Raw genomic sequence first — 15,663 nt, 5'->3', positions numbered from 1 at the left:
AAAAAAAGTTTTATTTTTGTGCGGTTTTAAACTGTATTTTGTATTATGACAAAATCGGTTTATAAATAGCTTTTATGAAACACAGAAATCAAGTATTTGATAATGTATTAGATTTAATAGGCAATACACCGCTTGTTAAACTTAATAAAATAGCTTCCAAATTTAAAGGCGACTTTTATGCAAAAGTTGAATCCTTTAATCCAGGACACTCATCCAAAGATAGAATAGCACTTTACATCATTGAAGAGGCTGAAAAGAAAGGACTTCTTTCTCCGGGCGACACTATTATTGAAACCACTTCTGGTAATACAGGATTCAGTATTGCTATGGTGAGTATCATTAAGGGTTATGATTGTGTTTTGGCGGTAAGCTCAAAGTCTTCTCCTGACAAAATTGACATGCTTAAAACAATGGGCGCCAAAGTTTATGTTTGCCCAGCGCATGTTAGTGCAGATGACCCAAGATCATACTACCAAGTAGCAAAGCGACTGCATGAAGAAATTAAAGGTTCAGTTTATATCAATCAGTATTTCAATCAGTTAAATATTGATGCGCATTATAAATCTACAGGTCCTGAAATTTGGGAGCAAACTCAAGGAAAAATAACCCATTTAGTTGCATGTAGCGGAACAGGTGGAACAATTTCTGGTACGGCAAAATACCTTAAAGAGCAAAACCCAAATATTAAGATAATTGGAGTTGATGCTTTTGGTTCAGTTTTGAAAAAATACCACGAAACTCGAGAGTTTGATGAAAAGGAAATTTATCCATATAGAATTGAAGGTTTGGGTAAAAACTTAATTCCATCAGCAACAGATTTTGATGTTATTGATGAGTTTATAAAAGTTACCGATGAAGACAGTGCACATACAGCTAGGTTGATTGCCAAAACAGAAGGTATGTTTGTTGGCTACACGTCTGGTGCAGCTACTCAAGCCCTTCTACAGTTGGGTGATGAAGGAAGATTCAAAAAAGGAGATTGTGTTGTTGTTATTTATCCAGACCACGGAGCAAGGTACATGAGTAAAGTATACAGCGATAAGTGGATGGAAGAGCAAGGCTTTTTTGATAGCATTAATGAGGCTTCAGCACAAAAAATACAATACATAAAATAATAAGAATAATAAGTCGCACAAAGAGATGTCATTTTACATATCTAGTAAAATGCCATCTCTTTTTTTATTTTATCAATAATTGGGCATTAAAAATTATGTTCAAAGCAGATAAATATTTAATTTTGCATCAACTAACTAATAGCTAAAAGCTTTCTTTGAATCTACTAAACACGTAGTGTCGTATTCCCTTAAAGCATTTGTTAAGTTGTAGTTATGTCTTAACTTTAATAGCAATTAAGATTATAATAAATGAAAGATTTATTTGAGAAAATTTATAAAGACAAAGGACCATTAGGAAAATGGGCGTCTCAGGCAGAAGGTTACTTTGTGTTTCCTAAATTGGAAGGTGAAATCTCCAATAGGATGAAGTTTCAAGGAAAAGATGTTATTACTTGGAGCATCAATGATTATTTGGGGCTTGCGAATCACCCAGAAGTAAGAAAAGTAGATGCTGAGGCCGCTGCCCAATATGGTTCGGCCTATCCAATGGGGGCAAGAATGATGTCTGGGCATACAGATTTACACGAGAAACTTCAAGATGAATTGGCCGCCTTTGTGAAAAAAGAAGCTGCGTATCTTCTTAATTTCGGTTATCAAGGTATGGTTTCTACCATTGATGCCTTAGTTGCGAAAGATGATATTATCGTTTATGATGTTGATGCACATGCTTGTATTATAGATGGAGTGCGTCTTCATATGGGTAAACGTTTTACTTATAAGCACAATGATGTTGAGAGTTTAGAGAAGAACTTAGAGCGTGCAACTAAAATGGCCGAGCAAACAGGCGGTGGTATTTTGGTTATTTCAGAAGGAGTTTTTGGAATGCGTGGTGAGCAAGGGCGTTTAAAAGAAATCGTGGCCCTTAAAAAGAAATTCAATTTTAGATTGTTTGTTGATGATGCCCATGGTTTTGGTACATTAGGTGCAACTGGAGCTGGAGCAGGTGAAGAACAAGGAGTACAAGACGATATCGATGTTTACTTTGCAACTTTTGCCAAATCTTTGGCAAGTACTGGTGCTTTTATTGCTGGAGATAAAGAAATAATAGATTATTTAAAATACAATTTGCGTTCTCAAATGTTTGCCAAATCATTGCAAATGCAATTGGTAGTTGGTGCACTAAAGCGTTTAGATATGCTGAGAACAATGCCCGAATTAAAAGCCAAACTTTGGGAGAACGTTAATGCATTACAATCGGGTTTAAAGGAGCGCGGATTCGACATTGGTACAACGCAAAGCTGTGTTACTCCAGTTTATCTAAAAGGAAGTATTCCTGAAGCAATGGCACTGGTTAAGGATTTGCGTGAAAACCATGGAATATTCTGTTCTATAGTGGTTTATCCTGTTATACCTAAAGGATTGATTTTGCTTAGATTGATTCCAACAGCAACCCATACTTTACAGGATGTAGCTGAAACTTTGGATGCTTTTGACAGTATTCGTGAGCGATTGGAAAATGGCACTTACAAACGTCTTTCTGCAGCAGTTATGGCAGCGATGGGCGAGTAGTCATATGACAAAATACTAAAATGATAAAAAAATCCGATTCAATTTTGAATCGGATTTTTTTATGCGATATGTTTTCTGAAGGTTTTTCTTTTTCTGAAAACTTTTGGGTCAAAATGTTTCCAGATTTTGTGGATAGCCTCATTGTCATCAAGCTCAGGGGTTCTGTAGCAGGTTTCTATACCTTTTTCTTTAAATGTTTCGTAGTATTCATTAAAAATAACGGCATGTACACCTTTATTTTGGTAATCTGGATGTATTCCTATTAGATAAAAAATAACATCCTTACTGTGCCTTTTAGCATGAAGGATGTGTCTAAATCCAAAAGGGAATAATTTTCCCTTCATTTTTTGCAAAGCTTTAGCAAAACCAGGCATAACAATAGCAAAACCAATCATGTTATCATCCTTGTCTACAATAAATTTAATGTACTCAGGATTTATAAAGCTGATAAACTTCTTTTTAAAATAAGCCTTTTGGATATCATTTATAGCCACAAAAGAAGATAATGAAGCATAACTTTCATTGAACAAATCGAACATCTTGTCGGCATATGGCATGACCTCCTCTGTTTTTGTGAATCTTAAAGCTTTTAGCTGATAACGCCTTTTTATTAGCTCTTGAGCCTTAAAAAAGGTTTCAGGGTCTACATTTGAGAAAGAGAATTTACTTTCAGAATATCCTTTTTCAATTTTGTAATTGGCCACTTCGTAATGTTTTGCATAGTAAGGATAGTTATACCATGTTACCATGGGTGCTATGGCATCAAATCCTTCGGTTATTACACCAACTTTATCTAAATTTGAAAAGCCAACAGGGCCTTCTGCATATTCAAGATTGTTTTCTTTGCCAATTTTTTCAACTTCGTTTAAGAGAGTTTGTGAAACCTCTAAATCATCAATAAAATCAAACCATCCAAAACGCATTTTCTTTTGGTTCTGGCCTTTTACTTCCAACCAATTGATGATTGCGGCGATTCTACCAACAATTTCATTGTTTTTGTAGGCTAGAAATAATTTGGCTTCGGCATCATTAAAAACAGGGTTTTCATTCCTATCGAAAGTTTTCATTTCCTGGCTAATAATTGGAGGAACCCAATATTTGGAACCTTTATAAAGTTTAAAAGGAAACTTCACAAAAGCTTTTAAGTCTTTTTTTGAATTAACTTCTTTAAGTGTTACCATAAATGTTTTTGATAAGGTTTCAATGAAAAATAATTAATCAAAATCTATATCGTCTTTTTTTCTTCTGTTGATAGGTTCAGCCGAATCCTTATCTTTATTTCTTACTCTTTTTCCTTTTCTGTTTGTACGGCGTTGCCTTTCATCCTTTGCAGAGGTTCCGTTATCTATTTCTTTGTCTTTATGGAAATCTAGCCTGTAAGAAGCGCCTAAATTAACACTAAGAACGGAAGGTGTGTCCTTTGTATTAAAGGTTAATGCAGTGTCCAACTGAAAATCATCGCCGACTAAATAAGCCCCACCAAACCTGAAAAGGTTATCGGCATAAAAATCACTTTTTATACCTTGTGTTTCGCCAAATAAAACCCATTTTGGACTAAATGAATGGGTTAATGTCAAAATATATTGGAAATCGGATTGATCGGTGCCAATTCTGTCTTTAATGAAGTTCATGATGAATACCCAACCGCCAGAAAAATTATTTTGTGTTGCAATCATCACTTTTGGACTAAAGCCTTCAATTCCAGCTGCAGTATATGGGTTGTTTTTTGAATCATAATTGGCTCCGGCATAAATTGAAACCGCCGGAATTAAAGATTTCCATTTAAATTGACGGTTTGCTTTCCAACTATACAGGTTTGGCTTGTCTTCTTCGGCGTTTTTGTAAGGGTCGTAAATCAGGTATTTAGCACCAATGGAAGCGAATTTAAAGTTGGCCCGATCTTGTTCGGCATTAAGATTTGAGGTAAAGCTTTTTGTGTCGTTTTGATAGGTACCTTCAATGTTAAGCTCTAATTCTTCAAAAAAGAGGCCGTATCGCGCGGCAAAATCAATACCAAAGCCAGAAACTTCATATGTCGGAATAGGTGTTCTTTCTTCTTTGACAATATAAGGGCCGACCTCAAATTGGGCAACATTTTTTCCTACGGAAAATGCACTTCTTGAAGCTCCAGGACGGTTTGAATTTATAACATCAGTATATTGTGAAAACCCTTTTAGGGATGCAAAACTCAACAAAATAAATACGATAGATTTTAATGGGCTCATAACTACAGGTTTGCTGAAAGCGTTAAGGTTTTTAGTCAACATGTTTTTCAAATATAGATATTTTATGGTTTTTTTATCATTTTTCATCCAGATTTAAGTGTTCAGAATTGTATTTTTGTCATTATAATAACAAAAATCTAAAATGGGTTTATTAAGAACCATACTTATTATAGCGCTTGTTTATTATGCTATAAAAATACTTTCCAGAATTTTTGCACCTTATTTAGTAAAGTACGCTGCAAAAAAAGCCGAAGAGCGTTTTGGTGGTCAATTTGGACAGTTTCAAAGACAGCAAGAAAAGGAAGTTCCAAAAAAGGAAGGCGAGGTCACTATAGACAAAATGCCGCAAACTAAAACTTCAAATAAAGATGTTGGTGATTATGTTGATTTCGAAGAAATTGACTAATTTCCGAATTCATTTTTCTTAAAAACATTTCATGCAATTTTCACTTAAAAGTTTTATTCCTCATATCCTGATTTTATTGGGGTTCGTAGCAATCGCTTTGGCTTATTTTAATCCTGTCCTGCAGGGGAAGACTATTTATCAAAACGATATTGTTCAGTTTATCGGGATGAGCAAGCAGCAAAAAGATTTTAAAGCTGAAACGGGAGAAGAAACTTATTGGACAAACAGTGCGTTTGGAGGCATGCCAACATATCAACTAGGGGCTAGATATCCGCATAATTATATTAAGCAACTGGATTTAACATTACGCTTTTTACCAAGGCCTGCAGATTACTTATTTCTTTATTTTTTGGGGTTTTACATATTGTTACTTGTTCTGAAAGTTGACTTTAAATTGGCTGCATTAGGCGCCTTGGCTTTTGGTTTTTCAACTTATTTAATTATCATTTTGGGTGTTGGCCATAACAGTAAGGCGCATGCCATTGCTTATATGCCGTTGGTGTTAAGCGGTATTATTTTGGTTTTCAGAAAGAAATATATTGCAGGTTTTTTATTGACAGCCGTTGCTATGGGGCTTGAGTTGGTTGCCAATCATTTTCAAATGACCTACTATTTAATGTTTTTGGTCATTATTTTGGGTATTGCGTATTTGATTGATGCGGTAAAAAAGAGGATGTTGCCACATTATTTCAAATCCATTGGGGTTTTGTTGGCTGCTGTGGTTTTGTCCATTACGCTTAATGCCGCCAATATCTTGGCTACGCAGGAGTACGTAAAGGAAAGTAAGCGCAGTAAAAGTGAATTGACCATAAATGCTGATGGTTCACCAAAAGAAGCGACATCAGGTTTAAGTAAAGATTATATCACGCAGTTTAGTTATGGTTTTGCCGAAACCTTCAACCTTTTTATTCCCAGATTCATGGGTGGCGGAAATGGGGAAGACATCGGAAAAGACTCAGCCACTTATGATGCGTTTCGTAAACTTGGCGCAACCACAACCCAAGCAGCTCAAGAAGTAAAACGAGCGCCGATGTATTGGGGTGACCAGCCTATTGTTGAAGCTCCGGCATATATTGGCGCTGTGGTGCTTTTTCTATTTGTTTTTGCTTTGTTTTTGGTAAAAGGAAGGCTAAAATGGTGGCTTGTTGGAGGTGCTATTTTTTCACTGTTGTTGTCCTATGGAAAGAATTTAGGTTTTTTAACCAACTTTTTTATTGATTATGTGCCACTTTATAATAAGTTTCGTGCAGTTACCTCTATTCAAGTATTGTTGGAACTTTGTGTCCCAGCGTTAGCGATATTTGGTTTGGTAAGGTTGTTCAATGATTTTGAGAAGAAAGACGAAAAAATCAACGCCCTGAAATACGCAACAATTATAACCGGAGGAATTGCTTTGGTTTTTCTGTTATTTAAGTCCTCGTTGTTTGATTTTTCTGGTGCTAATGACGGTTTTTATCACCAGAATTATGGACAAGCTTTTGTTGATGCCTTAAAGTCCGATAGAAAAACATTGTTTACGCAAGACACCATTAGAAGTTTTGTTTTGGTTTTGTTGTCGGCAGTAGCTATTTATTTATTTTTAAAGGACAAACTAAAGGAGAAATGGCTGCTGGTTGCGTTTTCCGCTTTAATACTATTTGATTTAGTCGGCGTGGATAGACGCTATGTGAACAATGAGGATTTTGTGCCAAGTATTAGAATGAGCAAGCCTTTTGAGGCTACGGAAGTTGACAATTACATCTTGAAAGACAAGTCATATTATCGTGTTTTCGATTTGGTTTCTGGTCCTTCAAAACCTTCTTATTTCCATAATTCCCTAAACGGTTATAATGCCGCTGAATTAAGACGTTACAGTGAGGTTTTCGATTTTTACATTTCCCAAAACAACCTCAACGTGCTAAATATGCTAAATACCAAGTATATTGTTGCTCAAGACGATAAAGGAAATACATTTCCATATATCAACGACCAAGCCAATGGAAATGCATGGTTTGTTAAATATTTGCAACGAGTAGATTCTGCGGATGAAGAAATTATGATGCTGGATAGTTTGGACAATAAAAACAAAGCTATATACGCTCTTCATAAGGCCGTCAAGTCTATTGAAAATATTAAAGAAAGTTTTGTTTTAGATACACTTGCTTCAATTGATTTAGTTAAAGTTAAACCAAATTACTTGAAGTATCAATCCAGCAATTCAAATGAAGGCTTTGCGGTGTTTTCCGAAATATATTATCCTAATGGTTGGAAAACTTTTGTTGATGGAAAAGAGGCAAATCACATGCGCGTTAATTACATTTTGCGAGGTATGCTTGTTCCAGAAGGGAAGCATACTATAGAATTTAAATTTGAGCCGGATGTGGTGAAAACAGGCAGCGCAATATCTTTGGCTGGTTCCATTTTGTTGGGGGCTCTGTTGGTTGGAGGCCTGTTCTACGAGTTTAAGAAGGCTAAAAGTGACTAACAAAGTACTCATAATAGCTTATTATTGGCCACCGGCAGGGGGTCCTGGGGTTCAGCGATGGCTGAAGTTTGTCAAGTATCTGCCAGAATTTAATATCGAACCTATTGTTTTCGTTCCAGAAAACCCTAATTACCCATTGCTGGATGAAAGTTTGATCTCTGAGGTTTCAAAGGGTTTAACCGTTATAAAACACCCCATAAAGGAACCCTATAAATTAGCTGGTCTATTTTCAAAAAAAGCGTCAAAAACAATCAGTAAAGGCATAATTTCCGAAGAAAAAAAGCAGTCTTTCAGTGAAAAATTAATGCTTTTTATCCGTGGCAATTTTTTTATTCCAGATGCCCGTGTGGGATGGGTAAAGCCCTCAGTTGAATTTCTTTTGAAATATATTCAAGAGGAAAACATAAAAAGTGTAATTACAACCGGACCTCCGCACAGTGTGCATTTGATAGGTTTAAAATTGAAAGAAGCGTTAGGCGTGAAGTGGCTGGCTGATTTTCGGGATCCTTGGACTACCATAGGCTACCATAAACAGTTGAAGCTTACCAAGTCTTCTGGAAAAAAGCATAAGTCTTTGGAAAAACAGGTTTTAAATGCTGCAGACCAAATTGTCGTTACCAGTTTTATAACACAAAATGAATTTCAAAATATAACATCCAAACCCATTGCAGTAATTACGAACGGATATGATACCGAGAAGCCTGTGGAATTTAAAATGGATTCGAAATTTACGTTGGCACATATTGGGTCGTTATTATCAAAAAGGAATCCTGAAAATTTATGGAAGGTCTTAAGTGAATTGGTGAATGAAAACAGTGATTTTAAGAATGACATTCAGCTCAATTTTGTGGGGGTAGTAAGTGAAAATGTGCTGCTATCAATTAAAAAATTTAATTTAAGTGATTGTGTAAACACTATTGGTTATGTGTCACACATGGAAGCAGTTAAATTCCAAAAACAATCACAAATTCTTTTGCTTATTGAAATAGATTCTGAAGAAACCAAATGTATTGTTCCTGGTAAGTTATTTGAATATATGGTTTCAAACAGGCCCATAATTGCTATTGGGCCAACTGGTTCTGATGTTGAAAGAATCATCAAAGAAACCAATACAGGTAACTACTTTTATTACAGCAATCACGACTCGTTAAAAAGAATTATATTAGAACATTATAAAGCGTATAAAGACAATACGTTGCAATCTCACCCCATCGGTTTGCAAAAGTATCACAGAAAGGCGCTTACACAATCTTTAGCTAAGTTATTACAATGGGCATAGTTGCGTTGCAATCCTTTAAAAATGTTGTCTCAACCTATTTGGGTTTTTTTATTGGCGCAATCAATACCCTGTTTCTTTACACTGAGTTTTTAACTGATGAATATTACGGTATGGTAGGCTATATGCTGTCCTTAGCTTATGTAATCATGCCCTTAATGGCATTTGGTATTCACAATACTTTGGTCAAATTTTATTCCTCTTTTAAAACGCGTATTTCACTGAATAGTTTTTTGACTTTAATGTTGGTTTTGCCAATTTGCGTCATAATCCCATTGGTTATCATAACACATTTTGGCTATGATATAATTGGAAATTTTCTTTCCCAGCGTAACAGTATTATTAAAGATTATTTGTGGCACACCATTATTGTTGCTATTTCTTTGGCATATTTTGAAGTATTTTTTGCTTGGGCAAAAGTTCAAATGTTAACGGTCTTTGGCAATTTTATGAAAGAAGTTTTTCATAGAGTGGGGGCCATGGTTTTGCTCTTTGCCCTGCATTTTAAAATAATTGATTTAAATCAGTTCATGATTGGATTGGTTACAGTTTATGTGATTAGAATGTTGATAATGAACATTTATGCGTTTAGCATAAAACTGCCCGTAATAACTTTCAAACGGGTGAGTAATCTGAGTAAGATTTTAAAGTATTCGTTTTTGATTATTATAGCCGGATCTATTGCAACCGTTTTGATGGACGTTGATAAGGTAATGCTTGGGCAATACATTGATATAAAAGAGATTGCTTACTACAACGTTGCTATTTTTATTTCTGCTGTTATCGCTGTTCCGCAACGGGCCATGCATCAAATTTTATTGCCATTGTCTGCTAAATATTTAAATGAAAGAGACTTTGAGGCCTTGGGGGATTTGTATAAAAAAAGCTCAGTGAACTTGTTTGTGGTTGGAGGATTTATTTTTCTATTGATTATCGTTAACATCAATCAGCTTTATGAGATTATTCCAAAAGAGTTCAGTGGTGGGCTATTTGTGGTTTTTGTTATCAGTATCTCCAAACTTTACGATGCACTTTTAGGGAGCAATAACGCTATTTTGTTCAATAGCGATTATTATAGAATGGTATTGGTTTTGGGTGTGGTCTTGGTTATTTTAATGGTGTTGCTCAATATTGTTTTCATTCCGCTTTATGGCATTAATGGTGCAGCCATAGCTACGTTTCTAGCCGTTTTTGTTTATAACTCCATAAAATTATTTTTTGTTTACAGGAAATTTAAAATTTTCCCTTTCACTAATTCCACTTTAAAAATTGGAATATTGATCGTGTCGAGCTCACTTTTGTTCTATTTCTGGGACTTTACGTTTCATCCCATTGTAAACATTGGAGTGAAATCTATTTTGATTACCGTTTTTTATGTTTTTATAGTTTTGAAATTTGATTTTTCTGAAGATATTTCAACATTAATAAAAAGATATCTAAAACTGAATTAGTTCACGATTGAGCTATTTCCTAAAAACAGAAAACCCCACGATGTTGCTTTGAGGCAAACATATCGCAGGGCTTTCCAAACTAACCAACCAAAATTATTACGATCTTCTTCTCATTGTAGATGATCTTGTATCATTTCTAGAGCTGTTTTGTGCCGCTCTTGTATTTCTGTTTTGTGTAGACCTTGTAACAGAGCTTTGCTGATTTGTTCTTGGCTGGCTCGCGGTACGTTGGGCTACTTGTCTATTATTGCTATTACTATATGTACGAGTATTTTCTCGATTTGGTTTTTGTACAGAAGTACTAGTTTTAGTTCGAGAAATAGTTCCTAAACTTACATTGTTGTTTCTCTGTACTGTTCTATTAACGGTTTCTCTTGTTCTTTTCGTATTATTTATTTGAGAATTATTTCCATTAGGCGTTTTGGTAATTGTACTTTCGCGTCTTTTTACCTCTCTGTTCACATTGGGTACATTGTTACGTGTACTTTGGCTTATGCTATTGTTTCTCGAGGCTGTTTCTCTGTTTATGGTTCTTGTGTTCGAATTTCTGTTTACCGAATTATCATTTCGTCTTGTACCATTATTTTGTGCCACATATTGTCTAGAATCAGCAGTTCTATTAACAGTAGTAACATTTCGTCGGCTTCTATTTACAGTTGCATAACTACTGTTTCTAGCAATGGTGCTACCGCGTCTAGTCGCTACAGATGTTCTCGGTCTGTAATTGTTATAAAATGGCCTTGTATAAACATAACGTACAGGGTTGTAATATTGTCTATAAGGTCTGTTGTATACCACACAGTAGTCATATGCTGGTATGCTGTAAAAACGATGCCAAGGTCTGTAAATATAACTTCTGTTATAAATATTTATAAATCCTGTGCAGTGTGAAAATACATTATATCGATTATAGTGCACGTATAAACCACCAACTCTAGTTACATAGCCAAGGTTGTTGTAATAGATGTTTACATTACCTGCTTGACTGATGCGCCCGTAATAATCGTAATAAATTGGAATGTTTTCAATTTGAATAACCGCTCCAAATTCATCATACTGAACATAAGCGTTGTAGTCGTAACCCGAATTAAAACTGATGTTTACATTAGGCGAACCAATGGATACGTTAAAGCGTGAATTATTTCGCAAAATATTAAAATCGAATTGGCCATCGGGAAAAACCGAAAATTCAATACCATCTTCAACAAATATGAAAGAGTTACCATAACCTCTAGTGTAAATGTTCGTTTCAAAATGTTCTGAATAGGTATTTGTGGCTGCATTAACAGTAAATCCTGTTAGGACTAAACCTGCTAATATTAAAATAAACTTTTTCATGATTTGATGTTTTAAATATGATACGATTACACAATTACAAACAGCGTGCCAAAAAATAATTATTTACGTTTAAATAAGTTAAAAGGTCACATTTTCAACAGGTTACAGTCATGCTTAATTTGGTAAAATGTTTTTAGTCCTGATTATTTTGTAAATGAGCGTTTTAATAAATTCAAATTTGTTTATATCTAGAAATACACATAATTTCGGACAAACTTACATTGTATAAAAAGGTTGCTATGGATTTTTTAGACGAGATACTTTCAAAAAGCAAGAAAATAGAAGAAACCACTAATTTTGATTCAAATAATTTTAAAAAGTTTTATTTAAACAAAAATAAGCCTGTGGTACTAAAGGGCTATGGCCATGATTGGGCAGCCAAAGAAAAATGGACTTTAGACTTTTTGGCTGATTTAGAAGTTGAAAGCCCTGTGTCGTTGGAGATCGGTGCAAATAACCAAAAGGAAACTAATTTCGTAAGAGAAAATTTAAAAACGTATATAGAGAGCATTATAAAAAATGAGTATAGGGACAAAAAGGATATAGCTTATTTAACCCTGTTCAATATTTTTGACCGTTTTCCTCATTTGAAGGATGATGTTGATTTGTCCATTCTCACCAAATTCACAAAAAGAAACAATATTTATGCTTGGATTGGACCAGAAGGTACAATTACGGGATTGCATTACGATTCTTTAAATAATCTTTTGGCACAAGTAATGGGAAGGAAGTTGGTAGTTTTGGTTGCTCCAAAGGATAACAAAAACATGTATATAAGTGATAAATTTGAATTAGGGGCCACATCAAGTGAAGTTGACATTAACAATTACGATGAATCCAAGCACCCAAAATTTAAGGAAGTAAAATTTTTTAGTGTGGTTTTACGGCCTGGCGATGTGCTTTTTATACCCAAAAAGTGGTGGCATTATGTGAAATCGTTAGACACATCAATAAGCATTAGTAATTTTGGCGCCTTTTTACCAGATATTCTTTTTACACAAACTTTTGAAAGTTTTCTATACAGTTTACACTGCAGAGGTTATTACAAAAAAGGCAATTGTACTTGCCATAGGGTAGTGGACGGTAAGGTTTTAAGCAAGTTTAATTAATTTAATAACATAAAGAATAAAAAACTCGGAGCTATTTAAACTCCGAGTTTTTTGTTTTTAACTAATAACTATTTTCAAATTATCTTTTGTTCTTCTTTTGCTTTTTTACTTTGCCATTTTGTTTGTAGTAGTAGTAACCGTCATCGTAATTATCATGGTCATCATGGTAATATCCATTGTTTCCATGTTCATGACTAATTGTACAGGAATGGTCACCACAAAAATTACAATAGCTGTCATATCTGTTCACTTTCCCGTGGGTACTTACAATTTCACCCCAACGGTTGTAATTAACATGTAATCCGCCCACCTGTGTTAGAGTTGCAGTTCTTCCTCTACCATAGCCAATGAATACTGATCCAACACGGGTTATTTTACCATATCTATTATAATTTAAATACACATGTCCAATGCGTCTAATTTTACCATCTCGATCTCGTGATATGGAAACACCTCTGTTCGCAAAATCAGAACTGTATTGAACACTAACATTTGGCCCACTATAGGATGCATTTATACTTCCTCTTCTAGAATTACTGTTTCTAAAATAGAAGTCATCATTGTGCCCGTTGTTATTGATATGGGTATTGAAATCAAAACTTCCGTCAGGGAAAATGAGGAATTCAATACCCCGTTCCAAAAACATAATAGGCTCTGCATAACGGTAATTATTATTGATATCTATTTTTGTTTTTGGTTTTTCGGTGGTTGTCTCTGTTGCTGATGCAGTTGTTAGTCCTATTAACAAACCTGCACATACTAGTAATACTCTTTTCATAATCATAGGATTTTAATTAGCCTACTCTTTAGCTTTTCGGCTTCCGCTATTGTTTTATGGTTTTCAATTTGCGTGCCAAAATTATAATTACTTTGTTTTCAAAGCTTTAAAATTTATGGTTGTTAAAATTCTTTTCATATTTTTATGTAAACCAATCATTTTAATGAAAAACCAATTGCAAACTTGTAAAAATTGTGAAGAACAATTTCAGGTCGGTTTTAAGTTTTGTCCGCATTGTGGCCAACAGGCAAAGGATGAGCTGACGGTAAAAGTGTTGTTTTATAATACCATAAGCAATTACTTTTCTTTTGATGCCCGTTTTTTCAAGAGTTTTTTGCCTTTACTTTTTAAGCCTGGATTTTTGGCAAGAAAATTTATAGCTGGTAAGCGCTTACTTTATTTGCATCCTGCCCAAATGTATTTGTTTATAACCGTTGTGTTTTTCTTTCTTTTTTCCTTTGTTCAGCGTCAACAAATAGAAAGTATAGATGATAGTTTGGCCAAAACATTAAAACATGAAAAAAATACAGATGGTTTAACGCTGCAGCATGTCTTGGATTCTATCGTGAGTGTTGATGGAACAAAACAAAATTTAACGGATTCGATTGATAGAGCGGACGTGAGAGATGTTTTGAAAAAGAACAAAGCTTTAACAGGTTTGTCTGAAAAGCAAATAGATACTTTGGTAAACACCGGACGTTTAAGTGCGAGTGATACCTTAAACTTTGATTTAGGCACCAAAGCAATTGATTCTCTTATAGCCATAGGAGCGCCAGATGAAGAAATTTATAAGCAAATGGGTTTGGAAGAAGGTGATGGTGCATTTAAAAGAAGGTTATATGCCCAAGGCTTGAAGTTTTATAAATCTAGAAAGGGTGGAAGCATTTTGCAAGCATTTTATGACACCATTCCTATTGCCATGTTTTTTTTGTTACCCATTTTCGCCTTCATTTTAAAACTGTTCTATAGAAAACATGGTTTGTACGCGCATCACTTGGTATTCAGTTTCTATTATTTTGCCTTTCTTTTTACGGTGTTTAGTGTTATCCTAATCATTAACTTTATTTATGATTTTCCAGACTGGCTGGATTTTATAGTCATGCTGTCAACCTTCTTTTATTTGTTGTTGGGTTTGAAGCATTTTTATGAACAAGGTTGGTTTAAAACAATCCTTAAAACCAGTTTAACTACATTTTTGTTTTTGTCCGTAGTAGCCCCCTTAACGGTTATAATCCTTGGGGTTTTCGCTTTTTTGTTTTATTAATTGAACTCTGCATTTGAACATTTTTCAAAGAGGGAGCGTATTAAGTCTTTGATATTTAGTATCTTGGAGTATATTAATCCTAAAAACAACCAAATTATGAAAAATTTAATTTCTTTCATGTCATTTTGTTTTGCCTCATTATTATTAAGCTCATGTGTAGGTTTACATGCTGGTGTCAATTCATCCCAGGATGTGAGTAAAGTGGACTATTCTCCTGAATCTGCCATTGCGAAAAAGACTTTTGTTACTGTAGAATCGCAGACTTCAGCCAGCGCTTTGCAAAGTTTTAAGAACAAAACAAATAGAACAGGGTTTTATGTGGGTGTATTTTTCACTGATTTAAGTTTAGGCGATAAGTTTGAAGTTCAGCCTGAGATTAATTTTTTGTCAATCAAGGATAATTTAAACCAAATTCAAGCACCTATATTGGCTAAATATGAAGTTATTGACCAACTAAGCGTTGTTGCAGGTCCAAACTTTGGATTCCTTTTAGATGCTCCCACAGGAATAAAATCTTTTAATTTAGGTGCTGATGCAGGGGCACAATATGATATTACCGACAACATTGCTATTTCCGCGAGATATAATCTTGGTTTGTCAAATTTATGGGAAAATGCGCCGAGCGGAAGCTCCGTTAAGTTAAATAACATACAGGTCGGGCTGGGGTATAAGTTTTAATTAATCATTTATAACATACTGAAAATAAAAAAGGGATGCCGATTGGCACC

Annotated in this window: 13 protein-coding genes; 9 read left to right on the top strand and 4 right to left on the bottom strand. The window is 34.7% G+C overall.

Features of this window, described 5'->3' with window-relative positions:
- Positions 1–74: 74 nt before the first annotated feature.
- Entirely contained in the window at positions 75–1,115 is a 1,041-nt protein-coding gene (capA, locus tag WJN01_RS09425) for a cysteate synthase (protein ID WP_445196904.1), read from the top strand.
- A gap of 249 nt (positions 1,116–1,364) precedes the next feature.
- Positions 1,365–2,624, top strand: a complete 1,260-nt coding sequence (gene capB, locus WJN01_RS09420) for a cysteate-C-fatty acyltransferase (protein ID WP_445196903.1) — start codon at positions 1,365–1,367, stop codon at positions 2,622–2,624.
- Positions 2,625–2,683: 59 nt separating this feature from the next.
- Here the strand turns inward: capB and WJN01_RS09415 are convergent, their stop codons facing one another.
- Both WJN01_RS09415 and WJN01_RS09410 read right to left on the bottom strand, forming a co-directional pair.
- Complete coding sequence (locus WJN01_RS09415; RefSeq protein WP_445196902.1) at positions 2,684–3,805, bottom strand: GTP cyclohydrolase; 1,122 nt, start codon at positions 3,803–3,805, stop codon at positions 2,684–2,686.
- Positions 3,806–3,838: 33 nt separating this feature from the next.
- Positions 3,839–4,936, bottom strand: coding sequence for a transporter (locus tag WJN01_RS09410; protein WP_445196901.1), 1,098 nt, complete (start codon positions 4,934–4,936; stop codon positions 3,839–3,841).
- Positions 4,937–4,991: 55 nt separating this feature from the next.
- On the opposite strand from WJN01_RS09410, the gene WJN01_RS09405 reads away from it, so the two are divergent.
- From WJN01_RS09405 to WJN01_RS09390, 4 genes are read left to right on the top strand one after another with little or no spacing between them, the layout of a single operon-like run.
- Positions 4,992–5,255, top strand: coding sequence for a DUF4834 family protein (locus tag WJN01_RS09405; RefSeq protein WP_445196900.1), 264 nt, complete (start codon positions 4,992–4,994; stop codon positions 5,253–5,255).
- A gap of 31 nt (positions 5,256–5,286) precedes the next feature.
- Positions 5,287–7,719: a YfhO family protein gene (locus tag WJN01_RS09400; protein ID WP_445196899.1), complete on the top strand. Its 2,433-nt coding sequence runs from the start codon at positions 5,287–5,289 to the stop codon at positions 7,717–7,719.
- Positions 7,712–8,998, top strand: a complete 1,287-nt coding sequence (locus tag WJN01_RS09395) for a glycosyltransferase family 4 protein (RefSeq protein ID WP_445196898.1) — start codon at positions 7,712–7,714, stop codon at positions 8,996–8,998. Before WJN01_RS09400 ends, WJN01_RS09395 begins: the two co-directional genes overlap by 8 nt.
- Positions 8,989–10,446: a lipopolysaccharide biosynthesis protein gene (locus tag WJN01_RS09390; protein ID WP_445196897.1), complete on the top strand. Its 1,458-nt coding sequence runs from the start codon at positions 8,989–8,991 to the stop codon at positions 10,444–10,446. The genes WJN01_RS09395 and WJN01_RS09390 overlap by 10 nt, the downstream gene beginning before the upstream one ends.
- 96 nt (positions 10,447–10,542) lie before the next feature.
- Here the strand turns inward: WJN01_RS09390 and WJN01_RS09385 are convergent, their stop codons facing one another.
- Complete coding sequence (locus tag WJN01_RS09385; protein ID WP_445196896.1) at positions 10,543–11,784, bottom strand: hypothetical protein; 1,242 nt, start codon at positions 11,782–11,784, stop codon at positions 10,543–10,545.
- Positions 11,785–12,023: 239 nt separating this feature from the next.
- Between WJN01_RS09385 and WJN01_RS09380 the strand changes: the two genes are divergently transcribed.
- Positions 12,024–12,893, top strand: coding sequence for a cupin-like domain-containing protein (locus tag WJN01_RS09380; RefSeq protein ID WP_445196895.1), 870 nt, complete (start codon positions 12,024–12,026; stop codon positions 12,891–12,893).
- Positions 12,894–12,972: 79 nt separating this feature from the next.
- On the opposite strand, the gene WJN01_RS09375 is transcribed toward WJN01_RS09380, so the two are convergent.
- On the bottom strand, positions 12,973–13,671 hold the full coding sequence (locus tag WJN01_RS09375) for a hypothetical protein (RefSeq protein ID WP_445196894.1): 699 nt from the start codon (positions 13,669–13,671) through the stop codon (positions 12,973–12,975).
- A 163-nt stretch (positions 13,672–13,834) separates the two neighbouring features.
- Between WJN01_RS09375 and WJN01_RS09370 the strand changes: the two genes are divergently transcribed.
- Both WJN01_RS09370 and WJN01_RS09365 read left to right on the top strand, forming a co-directional pair.
- Positions 13,835–14,935 carry a DUF3667 domain-containing protein gene (locus WJN01_RS09370; protein ID WP_445196893.1) on the top strand — a complete coding sequence of 367 codons (1,101 nt, stop codon included), beginning with the start codon at positions 13,835–13,837 and terminating at the stop codon, positions 14,933–14,935.
- Positions 14,936–15,031: 96 nt separating this feature from the next.
- On the top strand, positions 15,032–15,613 hold the full coding sequence (locus WJN01_RS09365) for a porin family protein (RefSeq protein WP_445196892.1): 582 nt from the start codon (positions 15,032–15,034) through the stop codon (positions 15,611–15,613).
- Positions 15,614–15,663: the final 50 nt, after the last annotated feature.

Source organism: Tamlana sedimenti (assembly GCF_038148895.1).
Classification (GTDB): domain Bacteria; phylum Bacteroidota; class Bacteroidia; order Flavobacteriales; family Flavobacteriaceae; genus Tamlana.
This window is presented reverse-complemented; position numbering and strand designations above follow the sequence as displayed.

Coding starts and splice junctions, on each gene's coding strand:
- capB (WP_445196903.1), top strand. CDS start 1,365: ATGAAAGATTTATTTGAGAAAATTTATAAAGACAAAGGACCATTAGGA.
- WJN01_RS09415 (WP_445196902.1), bottom strand. CDS start 3,805: ATGGTAACACTTAAAGAAGTTAATTCAAAAAAAGACTTAAAAGCTTTT.
- WJN01_RS09390 (WP_445196897.1), top strand. CDS start 8,989: ATGGGCATAGTTGCGTTGCAATCCTTTAAAAATGTTGTCTCAACCTAT.
- WJN01_RS09410 (WP_445196901.1), bottom strand. CDS start 4,936: ATGAAAAATGATAAAAAAACCATAAAATATCTATATTTGAAAAACATG.
- WJN01_RS09405 (WP_445196900.1), top strand. CDS start 4,992: ATGGGTTTATTAAGAACCATACTTATTATAGCGCTTGTTTATTATGCT.
- WJN01_RS09385 (WP_445196896.1), bottom strand. CDS start 11,784: ATGAAAAAGTTTATTTTAATATTAGCAGGTTTAGTCCTAACAGGATTT.
- WJN01_RS09375 (WP_445196894.1), bottom strand. CDS start 13,671: ATGAAAAGAGTATTACTAGTATGTGCAGGTTTGTTAATAGGACTAACA.
- WJN01_RS09380 (WP_445196895.1), top strand. CDS start 12,024: ATGGATTTTTTAGACGAGATACTTTCAAAAAGCAAGAAAATAGAAGAA.
- capA (WP_445196904.1), top strand. CDS start 75: ATGAAACACAGAAATCAAGTATTTGATAATGTATTAGATTTAATAGGC.
- WJN01_RS09370 (WP_445196893.1), top strand. CDS start 13,835: ATGAAAAACCAATTGCAAACTTGTAAAAATTGTGAAGAACAATTTCAG.
- WJN01_RS09365 (WP_445196892.1), top strand. CDS start 15,032: ATGAAAAATTTAATTTCTTTCATGTCATTTTGTTTTGCCTCATTATTA.
- WJN01_RS09400 (WP_445196899.1), top strand. CDS start 5,287: ATGCAATTTTCACTTAAAAGTTTTATTCCTCATATCCTGATTTTATTG.